Origin of the sequence: Xanthomonas sp. WHRI 1810A (assembly GCF_040202885.1) — a bacterium.
In the GTDB taxonomy this organism is placed as follows: domain Bacteria; phylum Pseudomonadota; class Gammaproteobacteria; order Pseudomonadales; family Pseudomonadaceae; genus Aquipseudomonas.
On record NZ_JBEGED010000018.1, the window covers coordinates 97946 to 116850 of the forward strand.

Below are 18905 nucleotides of genomic sequence, written 5' to 3' on the forward strand. Positions count from 1 at the left end.
GCTTCACCACGCCTGACCGCGACGCTTGATGTCCAGCCGGCGGATGAACTCCTCCAGCACCAAGGCGTACAGGTCGTCCTGCAACCAGGCGTCCTCGGTCCCGGCATCGAGATTGGGGTTGTCATTGACCTCGATCACCACCACCCGATCCCCGGGCTGCTTCAGATCCACGCCATACAGCCCGTCGCCGATCAGGTTCGCCGTCTTGACCGCCAGTTCCACCACCGCACGCGGCGCATCATGCACCGCCAGCGTCCGGCATTCGCCGTTGATCTCCGCGCCCTGGGCCTTGTGGTTGTAGATTTGCCAGTGCCCCTTGGACATGAAGTACTGACAGGCAAACACTGGCTTGCGGTTGAGCACGCCGATGCGCCAGTCGTACTCGGTGTAGAGGTACTCCTGGGCCAGCAGCAAGACCGAGTGCTCAAACAGCTTGCGGGCAGCAGCCTGCAGATCCTGCGCGTTGTGCACCTTGATCACCCCCTTGGAAAAACAGCCGTCAGGGATTTTCAGCACCAGCGGAAAGCCCAGCCGCGCCGCCACCTGCTCGAGATCGTCGGGACGCTCCTTGTAGAGGATCTCGGTGGCGGGCATGCCCAGGCCGTGGCTTTTGAGCAGGTCGGTCAGGTAGACCTTGTTGGTGCAACGCAGGATCGACGCCGGATCGTCCATGACCACCAGCCCTTCGCTCTCGGCCTTTTTCGCGAAACGGTAGGTGTGGTTGTCGACACTGGTGGTCTCGCGAATAAACAACGCGTCGTACTCGGCCAGCCGCGAGTAGTCTTTCTTTTCGATCAATTCGACGTCCACGCCCATCCGCCGGCCGACCCGAATGAAGTTGTCCAGCGCCTTGGCGTTGGAAGGCGGCAGCGCTTCGTGGGGGTCATGGAGGATCGCCATGTCATAGCGGAAGGTCCGGCGCGAGCGTGGCTGACGCCAGATCTTGCGACTGAAACGGTCAAGGGATTCGGCGAACTGATCCTGTTGATGATCACGCAGACGCGTCAGGGACCCGGTCTTGACCCCTTCGATGTGCCACGTGTCGCGCTTGCGAAACTCCACCAGCAGGATCGGCGCCGGGAATGCTTCGAATAACTGCCGCGCCAGATCCTGCAAGGGCGGCAAGTCGGTCTGCCCGAAATAAAGGGTCAGAGTAAAGCCTTCGGTTTCGTCATAGGGGTGGTCGTGCAGCGCGTGTTCGAGGCACTTGTCCAGATCATCCAGGGCCAGGCCGTACAAGGATTTACGCGTCAGCTCACTGATGGTTTTCACTGAAGGAATGACGTGATGCCCCCGCGCCTCGGCCAGCAGCGAACAGTAATAGCCGTGACCCAGATAGCGATAACTGCGGCACAGATTGATCACCTGCACGCGTTTGCCGCCTGAACCTTCCAGCGGTTTTTCCAGATAATCCTGAGCGCTGATCAAGGACTCGCTGGGCAGATACGAAGCCCAATCTTCCAGCCGCTCCACCACAATGACCAACTGACTTTGTGTGGAGACTCGCTGCGACGAGAGTGGCCGCAGCGATTCAATATTTAAGTTTGCCGAACGTCCAGGTTGAGCTGATACTTCATCCGTCTTTACCGGCACCGCATTCATGAGTCGTGAGTCCTTCGGGAAACAAGTCCTTTCTATAAAACATGCCTTTGTAGAAATGTCCCGTGTCGTTACTCATTCTTTACGGTTGCCCAGATGAACTTTATATACCGCCCGGCTCTGCTCAATGACGTGGATGAACTTCTGCGCCTGGAGAATCAATGTTTTGAAACCGACCGGCTCAATACCCGTAACTTTCAGTGGATGGTCAGTCGCGCCAACGCCAGCCTGATCGTGGCCGAGGCGCAAGGCCGTCTGCTGGGTTACGCGCTGGTATTGTTTCACCGTGGCACCTCGCTGGGCCGTCTTTACTCGCTGGCCATCGCCGATGCTGCCCGAGGAAAAGGCCTGGGCAAACAGTTGCTGGCGCAAGCCGAACAGCGAGCCATCGAGCGTGATTGTGCCTGGCTGCGCCTGGAGGTGCGCCCCGACAATGCGGCGGCCATTGCGCTGTACCAGCACCAGGGTTATCGCCTGTTTGAGCAGGTCGATGACTACTACGAAGACCACGCCCCCGCGCTGCGCTATGAAAAACGCATTCGGGACCACGCCCCGCGCAGCAACCAGCGGATTCCCTATTACCGCCAGACCCTGGACTTCACCTGCGGCCCGGCCTGCCTGCTGATGGCGATGAAAGCGCTGCAGCCGGCGCGGCTCATGAGCCGCGATGAAGAACTGCAGATCTGGCGCGAAGCAACGACCGTGTTCATGACCGCCGGTCATGGCGGTTGCAGCCCGCAGGGCCTGGCGCTGGCCGCTTCGAGGCGGGGCTTTGAGGTCGCGCTGCAGGTGTCGGTGCCAGGGCCGCTGTTCCTGGCCGGGGTGCGCAGCGAAGAGAAAAGAGAAGTCATGCGTCTGGTGCATGACATCTTCAGCCGCGAGCTGGACGCCAGCGCCATCAGGCAGTTGGCCAACGGCCCCTTGAACCTGACCGACGTGAAAGCCGAACGCGCACTTGCCCTGGTGCTGATCAGCAGCTACCGCCTGACGCGTTCGAAAGCACCGCATTGGGTGCTGTTAACCGACGCCGACGAAGACTTTGTTTACTTGCACGATCCGGACGTTGACCACAACCAACAGCGACAACCGCTTGATTGCCAGTACATGCCGGTCAGTCATCAAGAGTTTGCCGCCATGAGTTGTTTCGGCGCGGACAAACTCAAGGCGGCCATCATGATTTACCGGCCATCAGCAACTTCGTATAAATAACGTCAACAGTCAGTTGAAGGCCGTAAAGAGTGCGTCGTCATTATTGCAACAGGCCGTCATTTGCGCCGCAATACAACTTCTGCCCAAGGGCGCAACGGTCTGGACATTCACGTGAATAACTCAGTCATTGGCATGATCATTATTGCGTGCATCACACTGCTCGGCATTCTGCTGTTCTGTTTTGAGTATGTGTACGAGCGCAACAAGCGACGTGGACCTAAACCCTGATCACGCGACCGCGCCACCCTCGCCGAACCACCGACGTGACACGCCGTCCGGCATATCCCCAGCGACCCGCTACGCTAACGCGTGAGGGTCGCTTGCTTATCAAATCGCCGGGGGATCGGGACCATGCTATTCAAATGGGTGCTGGCTGCGTTGCACGTGTTGGCGTTTGGTTTTGCATTGGCGGCCGTGCTCGCGCGCGGCAGGGCCTTGAGGCGTTTGCGCAGCGATGATGCGCGGTCGTTCCGCGATGTCTTCGTGGTCGACAACATCTGGGGCGTTTCCGCTGGCGTGCTGTTGATCACCGGGGTCTACCGCGCGTTCGGCGGCGTCGAAAAAGGCTCGTTCTACTACCTGCATCAGCCCCTCTTCCACCTGAAAATCACGGCCTTCATCGTGATCCTCGCGCTGGAAGTCATCCCCATGGTCGCGCTGATCAAGTGGCGCGTGGCGTTCAAGAAACAACTGGCCATCGACACCTCCCGGGCCCGACGCTTTGCCCGCATCAGCCACCTGGAAGCGGCATTGATGGTGATCATCGTGATCGCCGCGACGGGGATGGCGCGGGGCAATCTGCTGAGTTGAACCGGGTCCTCATCAATCAGCGAGCCAGTGCTCCATTGCAGGACTCAGCCTGCTCGGCTTGGGCCTGCATCATTGCGGCGCCTCGCTGGGCGCCTGAAAACGAATCGCGGGCAAGCTCCTGTTCACAATCCCTGCGGGCAGAGCGCCTTGCCCGCCTGCACGCCGCGAAAACAGAACCTACCTGGCACACCGCGGTCGCACAGTGGGGTGAGCGCGGATCGTCCAAAGCCGTCCGTTACGCCCCGCCACCGTCTTTTTTCCACTGGAGTCGCCATGTCATTTCGCCCGTTCCGCACCCTGCTCGCCGGCCTGCTGATCCTGGCATTGAGCGCCTGCGCGCTGTTCCCCAATCGCGATCCGTTGAACATCAATGTGGTGGGCATCGAGCCGCTGCAGGGCCAGGGCCTGGAGATTCGCTTCGCGGTGAAACTGCGCCTGCAGAACCCCAACGAAAACGACATTACCTACAGCGGCGTGGCGCTGAACCTGGACGTCAACGACAAGCTGCTGGCGTCCGGGGTGAGTAATCAGAGCGGGACCATCGGGCGCTTTTCGGAGGGGATCATTACCGTGCCGGTCACGGTGTCGGCGTTTGCTGCCCTGCGTCAGGCGGTAGGCCTGAGCGAAACCCAGAGCCTGAACAACCTGCCGTATGAGCTGCACGGGAAACTGGCGGGCGGGTTGTTCGGGACGATGCGCTTCAGTGACAGCGGGACGTTGAACCTGCCGCGGTCAGCAGGCGGCACGTGGTAACGGCGACTACTGCTTTTGTGGAGCGAGGCTTGCCCGCGAAGAGGCCAACACTGGCCATGCATTCCTGGCGCCTGAACAACCTTCGCGGGCAAGCCTCGCTCCAACGGATCAGGTTCGTCGGTTAAGCAGTGCAGATTCAGCGTGCGGCCGCCACCAAGCGGTTGACTTCACTGCGCACCATGTTGGCGTATTCCGGCGGCGACAGGGTGTCCAGCTCGGACCGCACCCACTCCGACCATTTGCCTTTGCGCTTGGCCCGTTCACCCATCAAGCGCGCGGCCTCGCCCTTGGCCTTGCCCAGGTTGCCTTGCCACAGGTCGTACAGACGGGATTTTTCATCTTCAAGCGCGGCGCGCTCATGCAGGGGTTTGTTGGCCAGATTGAAGCTCATGATGGTTACCTCTTATCGCAGCTGAGCGCGCTGGACCGCAAGCCATCCCAGCGCTGAAACACCGGTCCAAAGACCGAAAAACGACAGCATCTTACACCCGACGACGCCGCCTTCCCGCGACATTCGTCGTTCTTTTTTCGATAAGTCTTACCGCATACTGCAACTTTTCCGAAGTCCCGCGACTCCACTGGTCACTGCCGTTATCAACCGAAAGGAAAACACCATGGCTCGTAAAACTGCTGCCCAAACCGCCGCCGAACAGATCAAGGATCAGGCGTTCAGCGACCTGGCGGCCCTCATTGAAGAGTCCGACAAACTGCTGAAAGACAGTGCCGCGCTCGTCGGCGAAGACGCAGAAACCGTCCGCGCACAGATGAGCCTCAAGCTCAAGCAGGCACGGGATTCGCTGGTCAGCGTGCGTGAAAAGACCAAGCCTGCGGTCGAAGCCACCGAAAACTACATCGGTGGTCACCCATGGCAGACCGTTGCGGTCTCGGCGGGTTTTGGTCTGGTGGTCGGTTTGCTGCTGGGTCGTAAGTAACACAACGCAAATCTGTAGGAGCGCGCTTGCCCGCGATGGGGTGGTGTCAGCTGACGGATCCGTCGCAGACACACCGCGATCGCGGGCAAGCGCGCTCCTACACGTATCAGTTCCCGCTAGACCTGCGGCACCAGACTCTGCAACTGCCGCGCCAGGTAGTCCGCCGTCAGCACTTGCGGCTCCTGCTCCTTCACCCCGGTCCGCTTCTTCAGCAGCCAGTCATTGGCACCGGGCGCCTGACTCAGGGTGAACTGCTCCTGACCGTGCAGGCTCAGCCCGCTCACATCCACCGACACAACCCCCTTGTTGCCCATGGCTTCCGGCACGAAGATCACCTGCCGATTGATGATCGTCAGGGTCAGGCGCTGGGTGTGGAACGGTGAATGCTCGTCGGGGTAGCCCTTGCTTTGCGCAAGGTGCGGTTCGAACTCCAGACGGATGTGGCCGGCCTCGACCAGCGGCTTGAGCCACTGCTCGATTTGCCCGTACAACGCCAGAATGCTGGCTCCCCAGCGCGCGATGTCGGCGTGAAACCGCTCGTGCTTTTCCTGTTCGTGGCGTTGATTGGCGATCAGCAGTTCGCCCAGGCGTTGAATCTCGTCCATAGCGGCGATTCCCTCATTCATGTACGCGATGATTCGGATACGTGAATCGAGGGTGGCACAACCGCGCCCGGGTGTCGCGCGACATCGCTGCCGTCGAGCCCGCCCGCCTTCAGCCCTTGGGCGCGATAATTTCCAGTTCCGACCATCGGTGGGCCTTGGCCATCGCCGCATCGATATCGGTCTTGGCCTTTTCAGCCTCCTGCTGCGAGGTGAACGGGCCGATCATGATGGTTTCCTTGCCGTCGATCTTCACCACGTACGACGGGTAATGGTGCTCGACCAGCCAATAGGCCATGTCACTCAGGGCTTCTTTCAAGCGGACCTGGATCGTCCATTGCGGGGTTGCACTCGGGGCTGCCTCGGCGGCAGGCGGCTGGTTCGAAACCTTGGCCGTCTCGGCCGGCTTACCGCCGTCGCAACCTGCCAGCATCACTACCGCGACCATCATGACCATCTTGCGCACGTCTAAGCTCCTCCTCTGAAGTGGCGCGAGTCTACCACCGAGAGGAACATCAACGCCTGTCGCGCTGCCCAAGCTGATGACTGTCAGTACCCAATGCCGTTGAGGGAGAATGTTCATGTGCACACGTCACCCGCTGCAGTGCTTCATCCCGCCTTACATCATGGAACACCTGGCCCAATCGCCCCATCAACAGGTCCGTGCCCTGGCCATCGCCAACCTGTCCACCGGCTCTGCGTTCCGCGCCCTGCGCGCCTCTGCCCAGGCCATGCCGAGTCTGATGGCCAACAAATCCCCCGATGGCAAGAAGCATCGCCTGGTCTACGACGCCAAGGGCACCAACACTCTGCCCGGCACTCTGGTGCGCGCCGAGGGCCAGAAACGTGCGGGCGATGCGGCCACCGATGAGGCGTACGACGGCGCCGGAGACGTCTACGATTTCTATGAGCAATTGTTTCAACGCAACTCGCTGGACAACAAAGGCATGAGCCTGGTCTCCACCGTGCACATGGCCGAGGTGGATTTCAGCGGCGCGTTCGTCCCGCTCAACAACGCCTTCTGGAACGGCCAGCAGATGGCCTACGGTGACGGCGATGGCGTGGTGTTTCAGCGCTTCACCCGCAGCCTGGAAGTGATCGGCCATGAACTGACCCATGGCGTGGAGTCGTTCACCAGCAACCTGACCTACCAGGGCCAGTCCGGCGCGCTGAATGAACATTTCGCCGACGTGTTCGGCATCCTGGTGCGGCAATGGAAGGAAGGCATCAGCGTCGAGCAGGCTGACTGGGTGATCGGCAAGGAACTGCTGGTGCCCGCGCCCACTCGCCGGGGCATCCGCGACATGGCGCATCCGGGCACCGCGTACAAAGACGACCCGGACCTGGGCAACGATCCGCAACCGGCAACCATGAAGCACCTGTACACCGGCCCCAGTGACAACGGCGGCGTGCACATCAACTCGGGCATTCCCAACCGCGCGTTCGTGCTGACCGCGCAGGCGCTGGGTGGCAATGCCTGGGACGTCGCCGGCCGGATCTGGTACGAAACCCTGCTGCAACTGCACAGCGACAGTCAGTTTGCCGACTGCGCCCGGATCAGCGTACAAGTGGCAGGCAACGCCCGATTCGGCGCCGCCGCCAAACGCGCGGTCAAGGCGGCGTGGAAGAAGGTCGGCATCACGGTGTGAACCACGAGAGGAGCGCAATGATGAAAGTCTGTTTCGTGCAATCAGGCGGGTTCGCCGGCGCGGTCCGCGGCTGCGAAGTCAACACCGCCGACCTCGAAGGCCCGGACGCCGAACAGCTCAGGCGGCTGGTGCTGGAAAGCGGGCTGGTGAAGTCTGATCGACGGGTATCGGCACAGGCCCGCGATGCCAGGCAGTACGAGATCACCATCGAAGACGAACGCAACGGCATCTCTGTGACCTTCGACGACCACAACGTCCCCGCCTCCGCCCGGACGCTGCTGGGGTTTCTGCAGCAGCGGGCGAAGCCACAGGGGTTGTGAACCACCCGCAAACCTGTAGGCGCGCGCTTGCCCGCGATTGCGGTGTGTCAGGCGATCAATTTCGACACAGGCATACCGCAATCGCGGGCAAGCGCGCTCCTACAGAGGGGTTGAGGCCCGGCTGTTAAGCCCGCTCACCCAACTCACGCATCACGGCATACAGCGCGGACTTGGCTTCAAAGCCCACGCCCGGGATGTCCGGCAGGCCGACGTAGCCGTGCTCGACCTTGATCCCGTCGGCGAACCCGCCAAATGGCTGGAACACGTCCGGGTAGGATTCGTTGCCGCCCAAGTGCAACCCGGCAGCGATGTTCAGCGACATCTGGTGACCGCCATGGGGCACGACGCGGCGCGAGGACCAGCCCAGTTCTTTCATGACGTCGAGGGTGCGCAGGTATTCCACCAGGCCGTAGGACAACGCGCAGTCGAACTGCAGGAAATCGCGATCCGGGCGCATGCCGCCGTGGCGCAACAGGTTGCGGGCGTCCTGGTGGGAGAACAGGTTTTCACCGGTGGCCATGGGCAGGTCGTAGTGGTTGGCCAGTTCGGCTTGCAGCGCGTAGTCCAACGGGTCGCCCGCCTCTTCGTACCAGAACAGGTTGTACGGCCTGATGGCTTCGGCGTAGGCAATCGCGGTCTTCAGGTCGAAACGGCCGTTGGCGTCCACCGCCAGGCGCTGACCATCCCCCACCACTTCCAGCACCGCTTCGATACGGCGCAGGTCTTCGTCCAGCGGCACCGCGCCAATCTTCATTTTCACCACGTCGTAGCCGCGGTCCAGGTAGCTCTGCATTTCGGCCTTGAGCTTGGTCTGGTCCTTGCCGGGATAGTAATAACCGCCGGCCGCGTAGACCCACACCTTGTCATCAGCCACACCGTCACGGTAACGATCGGCCAGCAGGCGATACAGCGGTTTGCCTTCGATCTTGGCGACCGCGTCCCACACCGCCATGTCGATGGTGCCGACTGCCACCGAGCGCTCGCCGTGACCGCCAGGCTTCTCGTTGGTCATCAGGGCTTTCCAGATGGCGAACGGGTCGAGGTTGTTGTTTTCCTGGTCGATCAACGTCTCCGGATCGGCTTCCAGCACGCGGGCCAGAAAGCGGTCGCGCATCAATGCGCCCTGGCCGTAGCGGCCGTTGGAGTTGAAGCCGTAGCCGATCACCGGCTTGCCGTCGCGGATCACGTCGGTGACCACGGCGACGACCGAGCAGGTCATCTTGGAAAAGTCGATGTAGGCATTGGCAATCGGCGAGGCAATGGAAACGGTTTTCTCGCGGATGTCGACGATACGCATAGGTGACTCCTGTGGCGCTGATTGTTCTTCTGGCGCGCGGTGCCCGATGAGCGCCGCGTCGTGTAGCACCACTCTAAGGCTGGACCTTGCGCGCCAGCCAATGCTAAAAACGCGGCACCCCATGCACGGACGGCATCACGATGGAATTGCTCTGGCTGGAAGATTTCAACGCGCTGGCAGAAAGCGGTAACTTTTCCCGCGCTGCCGAGTTGCGTCACGTCACCCAACCGGCGTTCAGCCGCAGGATCCGCGCGCTGGAAACGTGGGTCGGCGTGGATTTGTTCGAGCGCACCGCGCAAGGCGCCAGCCTGACCGATGCCGGGCGGCACATGCTCGAACAGGCGCAGGACATGACGCGGCGGCTGTACCGGATGCGCCAGGAAGCCCGGGAAGTGGCGGGCAGACAGGCGCGGACCCTGCATTTTGCCGCGACCCATTCGCTGTCCTTCACGTTTTTTCCCGGTTGGGTGCGCGCAGCGGAACGCGCCGGGCCCATCGAAGCGATCCGGCTGCTGTCGGACAACATGAAGGTCTGCGAACAGATGCTGCTCAGCGGCGAGGTGCAGTTTTTACTGTGCCACCAGCACCCTGACGTGCCGCCGCGTTTCGCTGCCGATCAGTTCCAGTCCCGGGTGGTGGGCAGCGACGTGTTGGTGCCGTTGCGCGCCGCTGGCTCACAATTCCCGAGCGAAGGCGACGCACTGCCGCACCTGGCGTACACGGCGGAGTCGGGACTGGGCCGTATCGTCTCGGCCCGCCTGCACCACGAAACCCAAGCGCCGGCCTTGCACACCGTGTTCAGTTCCCACCTGGCGGCGGTGCTGTTGTCCATGGCGCAGCAGGGCAAAGGCTTTGCCTGGCTGCCGCGCACCCTGGCGGCCCCGGAAATCGCCGACGGCCGACTGGTCCGCGCCCTGGATGAGCGCTGGGACATTCCAGTGGAAATCCGCCTGTTCCGGCCCAATGCCGAGCTGAGTGATTTTGCGGAGGATTTCTGGGCGAAGTTTTGAGCGCCGTCCGACGCTAATGTCGCTGTTGATTCTGGCCGGAGGCCGTGGGAGCTGACGTGTCTGCGATCTGCCGCGAAGCGGTAGCAAACGACGGGAATGCGGTCTCCCTGAGGTACCTGGCGTTCCGGTTTCAGGGCCGCTGCGCACCCCATCGTCGGCAAGCCAACTCCCACGCCCTCCGGGCAGAAGCAGGACGTCGTCCGGCCAAAAGAAAGTGAACATAACCGGCGCTTTGCCGGTCAGTTGAAGACTCAAGACACCACTTAAGGGACGAACATGAAATCCTATCTCTGGCTCGGCCTTCTCGGCACCCTTTCCTTCGGCGCGCAGGCGGCCTCGCTTGAAGTGCCGATCAATCTGGTCAGCGCCGATGGTGCGCCCAAGGCCATTGGCAACGTCACCGTCAGCGAAACCGCCTACGGTTTGCTGTTCACCCCGAACCTGAAATCCCTGCCAGCCGGCGTGCACGGTTTTCACGTGCATGAAAACGGCAGCTGTGATGCAGGCACCAAGGACGGCGTGAAAGTCGCGGCGCTGGCGGCTGGCGGTCACTTCGATCCGAAGAAGACCGGCAAACACCTGGGCCCCTACGCGGACGGCCACCTGGGCGACCTGCCGGCGATCTACGTGACTGCGGACGGCATGGCGACTGACCCGGTGCTGGCCCCACGCCTGAAGACCCTGAGCGAAGTCAAAGGCCATGCGCTGATGGTGCATGTGGGTGGCGATAACCACTCGGACATGCCCAAGCCGCTGGGCGGTGGCGGTGACCGGATGGCCTGCGGGGTGATTTGATTTAGCCCGCAAGCTGCAAGCTGCAAGAACGACGATGGCGCCATTTAGGCGCCATCTGCGTTTGTAGCGTGAGGATTTAGAACGTGCCGGGGTAGCCGCCGCCGTCCAGCAACACATTCTGGCCGACAAAGAACCCGGCGTGGGCGCTGCACAAAAACGCGCAGAACGCGCCGAACTCATCGGCGTTGCCAAAGCGTTGCGCCGGCACCGCTTTGCGGCGCTGAGCACAGACACTCTCTGCCGAGCTGCCGCTTTTTTCGGCGGCCAGGCCGATGTTCTTCTGCAGCCGCTCGGTGTCAAACGGGCCCGGCAGCAGGTTGTTGACGGTGACGTTGTTGCCCGCCAGTTTCGGCTGACGCGCCAGGCCTGCGATAAAGCCGGTCAGGCCGCTGCGGGCGCCGTTGGACAGGCCCAGCACATCGATGGGTGCCTTGACTGCGCCTGAGGTGATGTTGACGATGCGCCCGAAGCCGCGTTCCGCCATGCCGTCGACGCAGGCTTTGATCAGCTCGATGGGCGTCAGCATGTTCGCGTCCAGCGCCTTGATCCAGTCCTCGCGCTGCCAGTCGCGAAAGTCCCCCGGCGGCGGCCCGCCCGCGTTGTTGACCAGGATGTCCACCTGCGGACACGCGGCCAGCACCTGCTCACGCACCCGGGCCTCACTGATGTCCCCGGCCACCGTCCGCACCTCGATACCCGGCGACAGGGTGCGCAATTGCGCAGCGGCCTGTTGCAGGACTTCGTCGCCCCGGGCGTTGATCACCAGGTTCACGCCCTCTTTGGCCAGCGCCTTCGCACAACCAAAGCCCAGCCCTTTACTGGCCGCGCAAACCACGGCCCAACGTCCCGAGATGCCCAATTCCATGATCAAACTCCTGTGAGGCGAAAGTGAGGCCGCGTGCCGTCAAGCCCGGCTGCTGCGGTCGTTGTCCAGTTGCAGGCCGGTAGTGCCCTCGTCCGCCGATTCCGCCAGACGCGGGCGCATGGCGCGCAGTTGCTGTTTTAGCGTCGCTGTGGGCGGCGCGTAGAGAAAGCCGAACGAGACACTGTTGTGCTGTCCCTTGACCGCATGGTGCATCAAGTGCCCGTGGTACAGGCGCCGCAGATACCGGTTGCGCGGTTGGGGCCGAACGGGCCAGTGCCGATGCACGACGCCGTCGTGGACCACCACGTAGATCAGGCCGAAAGCCGCCACGCCCGCGCCCACCCATTGCAGAGGATCATGGCCATTAAGGCCCAGCATGATCAGGGTGATGGCGAACGCGGCCAGCACCATCAGGTAAACGTCGTTGGTTTCCAGGGCGCCCAGTTGTTCTTCGTGATGAGAGCGGTGCAGCCACCAGCCGCAGCCGTGCATCACGTACTTGTGCGCCAGAAAGCCCACACCCTCCATGGCCACCAGGGTGCAGAGGAAAATGGCGAAGTTGAAAATCATCGGATAACGGTCACTCATAACGGCGTGGACGACTCGCTTGACCGCGCCACCTTAACGCCTTGCGCCCAACGCTTCCAGCGCTGCGACCGCCGTGTCGTTGCCCTGCTGCCGGACGATCATGATCGCGGTGTTGCCGTTGGCGTCCCGGTGTTCGGGGTCGGCGCCCCGGCGCACCAGCTCCGGCAGGATATCCAGCCGGCCGAACAACGCAGCGAAGGACAACGCCGTTTGCCCGGCGTTGTTGCTCAGCTCGATGGGGCACAGGTCAAGCAACCGCTGCGCCACCTGAAGTTCGCCCTTGAACAACGCCCCCATCAACGCGGTGTTGCCGCTGTGATCGGGAATGCACGGATCGGCACCGGCCTTGAGCAGCAGCGCGACCTCCTCCAGATCGCCGTGATACGTCGCCAGCACCAGCGCCGTGTAGCCCGCGCCGGTGCGGCTGTTCGCCGGATAACCGGCCTTGAGCAGCGCGTCGGTAATGTCGCCCCGCCCGGCCCGCGCGGCGTCGAACCACTGGCTGTCGTAACGGTGCGGATCGACCCGTTGCACTGCCTCCTGTTGGAAAGCATCAGTGCTGGCCGGTAACCAGACATTGGGGAACAACAAGTGCGCGGCCCGGTACCCGGCGAACACCACCAATAACGCGAACAGCAAAGCCCACGTCCGTTTGTATCGAAAAACACCCATCGAAAACCTCCACGTAAACGACCCACCCCGTTGCACGAGGTGGGTCGATCAAAGCCGCTGCGATCAGTCCTGCAGCGCCTTGGCGGCGGTTTCGACACGGCTGACGTCAGCATGCGTCGCTTTCGCCAGACGTGTGCCGTAGTCCGCGTCTGCCTTGTAGAAGTACGAGAGCATGGCGTATTTGTTGGCGTCGTTGGTGACATGGCCTAGGTCGCCGCTCAACGCTTCGATCAGCGATTCCTTGCCGCTGGACGACAGTCCACGGTAGTACTCGCCGGCCTGCAGGAAGTTGGCGGTTTTCTTGATCGCCATCTGCTGCGTCACGCCGCTGACCGGGGTGCTGGCGTATTTGTATTGCGAGTCCTGGGCGATTTCCTTGACCCCCGACGGCTCGTAGTTGACCTCGCCGCTGCGGCCGCTGTTGCTCATGGCGCCGTCCTGGGAATTGTTGCTCACCTTGGTCAACGGGCGGTTGACCGGAATCTGCTGGTAATTGGCGCCCAGGCGGTACATCTGGGTGTCGGCGTAGGAGAACAGACGCCCTTGCAGCATGCGGTCTTCGGAGCCTTCGATGCCCGGCACCAGACGCGACGGCGCGAAGGCCGACTCTTCGGTGGACTCGAAATAGTTGTCCGGGACCTTGTTCAGGGTCAGGGTGCCGACCTTCTGCTCCGGCACGCCGGTCCAGACCTTGGTGTCATCCAGAGCGTTGAAATCGAATTTGCCCAGTTCGCCCGGCGTCAGGGTCTGGATGTACAAATCCCACTTCGGATAGTCGCCCTTTTTGATCGCGCCGTAGAGGTCGTTGCTCATGAGGTTCCAGTCCTTGCCGATGGAGTCGGCAATCTGCTTGGGCTCAAAACCGTGCAGACCCTGCTGGCTCTTCCAGGCGAACTTGACGTAATGCACCTCACCCTTGGCGTTGACGAACTTGAACGCGTGCACCGCCGAACCGTCCATGTGCCGGTACGAATCCGGCATGCCCTGCACCGAATACAGCCGGGTCAGCATGTTGGTGGCTTCGGGGCTGTGGGCGAAGAAATCGAACGCCAGGTTCGGGTCCTGCACGCCGGTCACCGCGCTTGGCTTGTTGGCGTGGACGAAATCCGGGAACTTGATGGCGTCGCGGATGAAGAACACCGGCAGGTTGATGCCGACCATGTCCCAGTTACCCTGCGTGGTGTAGAACTTGACCGCGAAACCACGGGGGTCGCGGGCCTGTTCCGGCGAACCGCGATAGCCCATGACGGTGCTGAAGCGCACGAACACCGGTGTCTTGGTGCCAGGGTTGAAGACCTCGGCGCGGGTCAGGTCTTTGATATCACCTGACGACTGAAACTCGCCAAACGCCCCGGTGCCACGGGCATGAACCACGCGCTCCGGAATGCGCTCACGGTCAAAGCGCTGCAGCTTCTCGATCAGATGCGCGTCTTGCAGCAACACTGGACCGTCCGGCCCGGCCGTTTGCGAGTTCTGGTTGTCGCCCACCGGGGCGCCGGAATCCCGGGTGAACGTGTCAGCGGCAAACGCGCCCGAACTCAAACTTGCGATCAGCGCACACAGCGGGAGCGCGGCAAATTTACTGGACATCGTTGATTCCCTTTCTTCTTGAGTTGAACAAAAAGCATGACCTGTCGACGCCGGTGCGGTTAGTCCGGTGGATTTATAGTCGCCATAGGCAGGTCCAATTAGGGAGACAGGGAACGCCCGTGGCACGCGGGCGCGTTAAACAGCCGGGAAAGGCGCAGGCTGAGGGCCACGGCACGGGCCCGCGCCGGGCCCGGACTGATGTTTCACGTCACGGCGTTTGCTTTCCCCCTCGAACGCCGTAGAAAATGGCGCCCAAGCGTGGGCGCCCAGCGCATCCACCGTTTCACCGCCACCCGCCACTGCCGGCCTGGTGGTTTAGCTTTCAGGGAATTCAGAATGGCTCCAAGACACGTAATCAACGCAACGGTCAGCCCCAAAGGCAGCCTCGAAACACTGTCTCAGCGCGAAGTGCACCAACTGAGCGAAGCCGGTTCGGGCAGCATCTACAACCTCTTTCGCCAATGCGCCCTGGCGATCCTCAACACCGGCGCACACGTCGATAACGCCAAGACCATCCTTGAGGCCTATAAGGACTTCGAAGTCCGTATCCATCAGCAAGACCGCGGCGTGCGCCTGGAATTGCTCAACGCCCCGGCCGACGCCTTCGTCGATGGCGAAATGATCGCCAGCACCCGGGAAATGCTGTTCAGCGCCCTGCGCGACATCGTCTACACCGAGAGTGAGCTGGACAGCCAGCGCATCGACCTGAGCACCTCACAGGGCATCACCGACTACGTCTTCCACCTGCTGCGCAACGCCCGCACCCTTCGTGCCGGTGTCGAGCCGAAAATGGTGGTCTGCTGGGGCGGTCACTCGATCAACACCGAAGAATACAAATACACCAAGAAAGTCGGGCACGAGCTGGGCCTGCGCAAGCTGGACATCTGCACCGGCTGCGGTCCGGGCGTGATGAAAGGCCCGATGAAGGGCGCGACCATCTCTCACGCCAAACAGCGGATCACCGGCGGCCGTTACCTGGGGCTGACCGAGCCCGGCATCATCGCCGCCGAAGCGCCCAATCCCATCGTCAACGAGCTGGTGATCCTGCCGGACATCGAAAAGCGTCTGGAAGCGTTCGTGCGGGTCGGCCACGGCATCATCATTTTCCCGGGCGGCGCTGGCACGGCCGAAGAGTTCCTGTACCTGCTGGGCATCCTGATGCACCCGGACAATGAGGGGCTGCCGTTCCCGGTGATCCTGACCGGGCCGAAAAGCACCGCGCCGTATCTGCAGCAGTTGCACGCGTTCGTCGGCGCCACCCTGGGCGAAGCGGCGCAGCGTCATTACGAAATCATCATCGACGACCCGGCCCAGGTGGCGCGGCAGATGACTGAGGGGCTCAAGGCCGTGCGCCAGTTCCGACGCGAGCGCAACGACGCCTTCCACTTCAACTGGCTGCTGAAGATCGAAGAAGGCTTCCAGCGCCCGTTCGACCCGACCCACGCCAACATGGCCGCCCTGCAACTGCGCCGCGACCTGCCGCCCCACGAGCTGGCCGCCAACCTGCGCCGCGCGTTTTCCGGGATCGTCGCCGGCAACGTCAAGGACAAGGGCATCCGCCTGATCGAAGAACACGGCCCGTACGAAATCCACGGCGATGCTGCCGTGATGCAGCCGCTGGACAAGCTGCTGCAGGCGTTCGTCGAACAGCACCGGATGAAACTGCCCGGCGGCGCGGCGTATGAGCCGTGTTATCGGGTTGTTTCCTGACGGTCGTCTTACTGTAGGAGCGCGCTTGCCCGCGATAGAGATAGGTCTGTGACACTGGCGTCCTTACACACCTCAATCGCGGGCAAGCGCGCTCCTACCGTTTCAAATCTCAGCAGGACTCCCCATGATCACCCTCCGCCCCATGACCGCCGATGATTTCGAGGTCTTCTGGCCCACCTTCCAGGCCGTCATCGTCGCCCGGGAAACCTACGCCTATGACCCGGCCCTGACCCGCGAGCAGGCCCGGCACCTCTGGCTCGACTACCCGCTGCGCACGCTGATCGCCGAAGAAGACGGTGTGCTGCTCGGCAGTTACTACCTCAAGGCCAACGCCGCCGGCCCCGGCAGCCACGTGAGCAATTGCGGCTACATGGTCACCGAGGCCGCGCGCGGGCGTGGTGTCGCGCGGCTGATGTGCGAGCACTCGCAACAGCTGGCCCGGGAACAGGGCTTTGAGGCCATGCAGTTCAACTCGGTGGTGGCCACCAACGAAGTGGCGGTGGCCCTGTGGCAGAAGCTGGGCTTTGAGACCGTGGGCCGCCTGCCCCGGGCCTACCGCCACGCCCGCCTGGGCCTGGTGGATTGCCTGGTGATGTACAAATGGCTGGGCGAGGAGCCGTCGTCGCGCAAGGCCAAAAGCCCGTTGCTGATCGGGCGCAAGAACATCGAGTCGGTGGTGTCGCGCCCCCGGCGCGTGGGGCGCAAGCCGATCTGAAGCCCGGTTGATCTTGAGCCCGGCGGCACCGTGGCGTGATTCATGCGCCCGGGCGCCGCTTTCGCACTTGCCGGATGGGCATCTCTCAACGATTCTCTATGCACGGCCCGCCCTGCATTCGCGGCCGCCCGACTCATAAGCGCCGCAGAGGCCCACCATGAAGACCGTCGCCGAACTACTCAAGCTCAAAGCCCAACATCTCGGGCACGTGCACACTGTCACGCCCGAACACATGGTCATCGACGCCCTCAGGCTCATGGCCGATCAAAACATCGGCGCGGTCCCGGTGCTCAGTGATGGAAAGGTGGTCGGCATCCTTAGTGAACGGGACTACGCGCGCAAACTGGTGCTCAAGGGCCTATCGTCCATCGGCACCCCGGTCAGCGACATCATGACCCGCGAAGTCCGCACCGTTGACCCGCACCACACGCTGGACACCTGCATGGGCATCATGACCGACATGCGCCTGCGCCACCTGCCCGTGGTCGACGACGGTCAACTCATCGGCCTGCTGTCCATCGGCGACCTGGTAAAAGAAGCCATCGCCGAACAGGCCGAGCTGATCAAAACCATGGAGCAATACATTCGTGGGGAGATTTCTTGAGTACGGAGTTGGCTGGGTGCCGGGCATGACCAGCGTTTTGCCCGCTGAGAAAGCAGGCCCTCACTGGATCGGCAGGAAGTTGAGAAACAGCAAGCTCTGCGCGTAGTTAAGCCCGATGCGCCGGTAGCGCTCATCGAGCATCTGCGTGAGCAAATCCAGACGGGCCACGATCTTGCCGAATTCGGTGGCGAAACTGAGGTTGCTGCCCTCCTCCGATATCTCGTTGGAAAACAGCAGCAGGTCACCGTTGGCGTTCTGGCGCTGACTCAACAGCCAGGTGGCTTTTTCGATATTGCGCGCGGCGTTGTTGACAAAGGTCGGGTTGATTTTGCTGGTCAGGAAGAACTCGGTGCGGCCGCCATGGGCCTTCACCAACATGCTGCCGATGGCGTAGATAAAGGCGCCGACTCGATCCCCCAAAAACGCCGGGCTCAATGAATAGCTCAACGCCGCAAGGTCGCGCCGGTCGCCTAGCGCGGGCAACGGCTGCTGTTGCTCGATGGCGTTGCGCACTTGCGCTTCCGCCGTGCGGGCATCGATAAAACCGGACTTTTTCCATTCAGCGGGGTTGCGCAGGTACAGCTTGTTCATCAGCAGGTACAGGCTGTCGAGGTTGTCACGCATGGCCAGGGTCGCCATGCGATCGACGCTGGTCTGAAAAAACTCCTGGGGTTTGCCTTCGGAAAACTGCCGAGCGACGTCGCGACCGTCCTGCTGTGTGCAACCGGTTGCACACAGCGCCAGCAGGCAGAGGGGCAATGCGTGACGAGCGTGCAAGCGGCGCGAGAAATGAGGGTAAAAAGAACGCATGAATCCAAAGCTTCAACCGTCGGGACGTAGCGCCTATCGCCGCGTTTAGGGTTGCATAGAGCACCAGATAGCGGAAAAGTGCCACCCGCGCAGGCGCGAATACTCACCCGATGGAACGGGCTCCCCCCCGTAGGAGCGCGCTTGCCCGCGATTACGATGATTCAGGCGCTACAGATGCGGCGTACGTGTACGACGCTTCGCAGCCGGTTTTGATTCTGGCCGCAGGCCGTGGGAGCTGACTTGTCCTGCGATGGGCCCGGGGTCGCGTCCGACCGAAGCGGTCCTGAAACCAGACGCTTGAGGTGTGTCAGGGTAAAACCGAATGCACAGGTTTCACTGCCGCTGCGCGCCAGATCGCAGGCAAGCCAGCTCCCA

General features: G+C 62.2%; 21 protein-coding genes. 11 read left to right on the plus strand and 10 right to left on the minus strand.

The features are described 5' to 3' along the window. Positions 1-3: 3 nt before the first annotated feature. A complete protein-coding gene (locus tag ABQX22_RS22595; RefSeq protein ID WP_349802116.1) occupies positions 4-1476 on the minus strand; it encodes a RimK family protein in 1473 nt (490 codons plus the stop codon). 219 nt (positions 1477-1695) lie between these two features. Between ABQX22_RS22595 and ABQX22_RS22600 the strand changes: the two genes are divergently transcribed. The 3 genes from ABQX22_RS22600 (at position 1696) to ABQX22_RS22610 (ending at position 4371) form a co-directional block, all read left to right on the plus strand. Further along, entirely contained in the window at positions 1696-2808 is a 1113-nt protein-coding gene (locus ABQX22_RS22600) for a GNAT family N-acetyltransferase/peptidase C39 family protein (protein WP_349802095.1), read from the plus strand. A gap of 351 nt (positions 2809-3159) precedes the next feature. Further along, positions 3160-3618, plus strand: coding sequence for a DUF2214 family protein (locus tag ABQX22_RS22605; protein WP_349802096.1), 459 nt, complete (start codon positions 3160-3162; stop codon positions 3616-3618). Between the two features lie 273 nt (positions 3619-3891). After that, positions 3892-4371, plus strand: a complete 480-nt coding sequence (locus ABQX22_RS22610; protein ID WP_349802097.1) for an LEA type 2 family protein — start codon at positions 3892-3894, stop codon at positions 4369-4371. 136 nt (positions 4372-4507) lie between these two features. On the opposite strand, the gene ABQX22_RS22615 is transcribed toward ABQX22_RS22610, so the two are convergent. Further along, complete coding sequence (locus ABQX22_RS22615; RefSeq protein ID WP_349802098.1) at positions 4508-4762, minus strand: hypothetical protein; 255 nt, start codon at positions 4760-4762, stop codon at positions 4508-4510. 223 nt (positions 4763-4985) lie between these two features. On the opposite strand from ABQX22_RS22615, the gene ABQX22_RS22620 reads away from it, so the two are divergent. Further along, positions 4986-5303 (plus strand): DUF883 family protein, encoded by a 318-nt coding sequence (locus ABQX22_RS22620; RefSeq protein WP_349802099.1) that lies wholly within the window; start codon positions 4986-4988, stop codon positions 5301-5303. A gap of 116 nt (positions 5304-5419) precedes the next feature. Here the strand turns inward: ABQX22_RS22620 and ABQX22_RS22625 are convergent, their stop codons facing one another. Continuing rightward, positions 5420-5908: a hypothetical protein gene (locus ABQX22_RS22625; protein ID WP_349802100.1), complete on the minus strand. Its 489-nt coding sequence runs from the start codon at positions 5906-5908 to the stop codon at positions 5420-5422. Between the two features lie 109 nt (positions 5909-6017). Beyond that, on the minus strand, positions 6018-6371 hold the full coding sequence (locus tag ABQX22_RS22630) for an SPOR domain-containing protein (protein WP_349802101.1): 354 nt from the start codon (positions 6369-6371) through the stop codon (positions 6018-6020). 115 nt (positions 6372-6486) lie between these two features. Here ABQX22_RS22630 and ABQX22_RS22635 point away from each other — a divergent pair, with 115 nt between their 5' ends. Beyond that, a complete protein-coding gene (locus ABQX22_RS22635; protein ID WP_349802102.1) occupies positions 6487-7554 on the plus strand; it encodes a M4 family metallopeptidase in 1068 nt (355 codons plus the stop codon). 20 nt (positions 7555-7574) lie between these two features. Beyond that, positions 7575-7874: a protealysin inhibitor emfourin gene (locus ABQX22_RS22640; RefSeq protein ID WP_349802103.1), complete on the plus strand. Its 300-nt coding sequence runs from the start codon at positions 7575-7577 to the stop codon at positions 7872-7874. Between the two features lie 124 nt (positions 7875-7998). On the opposite strand, the gene ABQX22_RS22645 is transcribed toward ABQX22_RS22640, so the two are convergent. Then, positions 7999-9171, minus strand: coding sequence for a mandelate racemase/muconate lactonizing enzyme family protein (locus ABQX22_RS22645; protein WP_349802104.1), 1173 nt, complete (start codon positions 9169-9171; stop codon positions 7999-8001). A gap of 140 nt (positions 9172-9311) precedes the next feature. On the opposite strand from ABQX22_RS22645, the gene ABQX22_RS22650 reads away from it, so the two are divergent. Beyond that, the gene (locus ABQX22_RS22650; RefSeq protein ID WP_349802105.1) at positions 9312-10181 is read left to right on the plus strand and encodes a LysR family transcriptional regulator; all 870 of its coding nucleotides are present in this window, start codon (positions 9312-9314) and stop codon (positions 10179-10181) included. Between the two features lie 276 nt (positions 10182-10457). Continuing rightward, positions 10458-10976 (plus strand): superoxide dismutase [Cu-Zn] SodC, encoded by a 519-nt coding sequence (gene sodC, locus ABQX22_RS22655; protein ID WP_349802106.1) that lies wholly within the window; start codon positions 10458-10460, stop codon positions 10974-10976. 76 nt (positions 10977-11052) lie between these two features. On the opposite strand, the gene ABQX22_RS22660 is transcribed toward sodC, so the two are convergent. The 4 genes from ABQX22_RS22660 to ABQX22_RS22675 form a co-directional block, all read right to left on the minus strand. Continuing rightward, on the minus strand, positions 11053-11841 hold the full coding sequence (locus ABQX22_RS22660; protein WP_349802107.1) for an SDR family oxidoreductase: 789 nt from the start codon (positions 11839-11841) through the stop codon (positions 11053-11055). A gap of 39 nt (positions 11842-11880) precedes the next feature. Further along, positions 11881-12429, minus strand: a complete 549-nt coding sequence (locus tag ABQX22_RS22665; protein WP_349802108.1) for a sterol desaturase family protein — start codon at positions 12427-12429, stop codon at positions 11881-11883. 33 nt (positions 12430-12462) lie between these two features. Further along, a complete protein-coding gene (locus ABQX22_RS22670) occupies positions 12463-13101 on the minus strand; it encodes an ankyrin repeat domain-containing protein (RefSeq protein WP_349802109.1) in 639 nt (212 codons plus the stop codon). 63 nt (positions 13102-13164) lie between these two features. Beyond that, positions 13165-14691, minus strand: coding sequence for a catalase (locus ABQX22_RS22675; protein WP_349802110.1), 1527 nt, complete (start codon positions 14689-14691; stop codon positions 13165-13167). Positions 14692-15027: 336 nt separating this feature from the next. Between ABQX22_RS22675 and ppnN the strand changes: the two genes are divergently transcribed. The 3 genes from ppnN (at position 15028) to ABQX22_RS22690 (ending at position 17720) form a co-directional block, all read left to right on the plus strand. Next, on the plus strand, positions 15028-16401 hold the full coding sequence (ppnN, locus tag ABQX22_RS22680) for a nucleotide 5'-monophosphate nucleosidase PpnN (RefSeq protein WP_349802111.1): 1374 nt from the start codon (positions 15028-15030) through the stop codon (positions 16399-16401). Between the two features lie 124 nt (positions 16402-16525). Further along, positions 16526-17116 carry a GNAT family N-acetyltransferase gene (locus ABQX22_RS22685; protein WP_349802112.1) on the plus strand — a complete coding sequence of 197 codons (591 nt, stop codon included), beginning with the start codon at positions 16526-16528 and terminating at the stop codon, positions 17114-17116. Positions 17117-17273: 157 nt separating this feature from the next. Beyond that, positions 17274-17720, plus strand: a complete 447-nt coding sequence (locus ABQX22_RS22690; protein ID WP_349802113.1) for a CBS domain-containing protein — start codon at positions 17274-17276, stop codon at positions 17718-17720. A 60-nt stretch (positions 17721-17780) separates the two neighbouring features. On the opposite strand, the gene ABQX22_RS22695 is transcribed toward ABQX22_RS22690, so the two are convergent. Further along, complete coding sequence (locus tag ABQX22_RS22695; RefSeq protein ID WP_349802114.1) at positions 17781-18530, minus strand: hypothetical protein; 750 nt, start codon at positions 18528-18530, stop codon at positions 17781-17783. Positions 18531-18905: the final 375 nt, after the last annotated feature.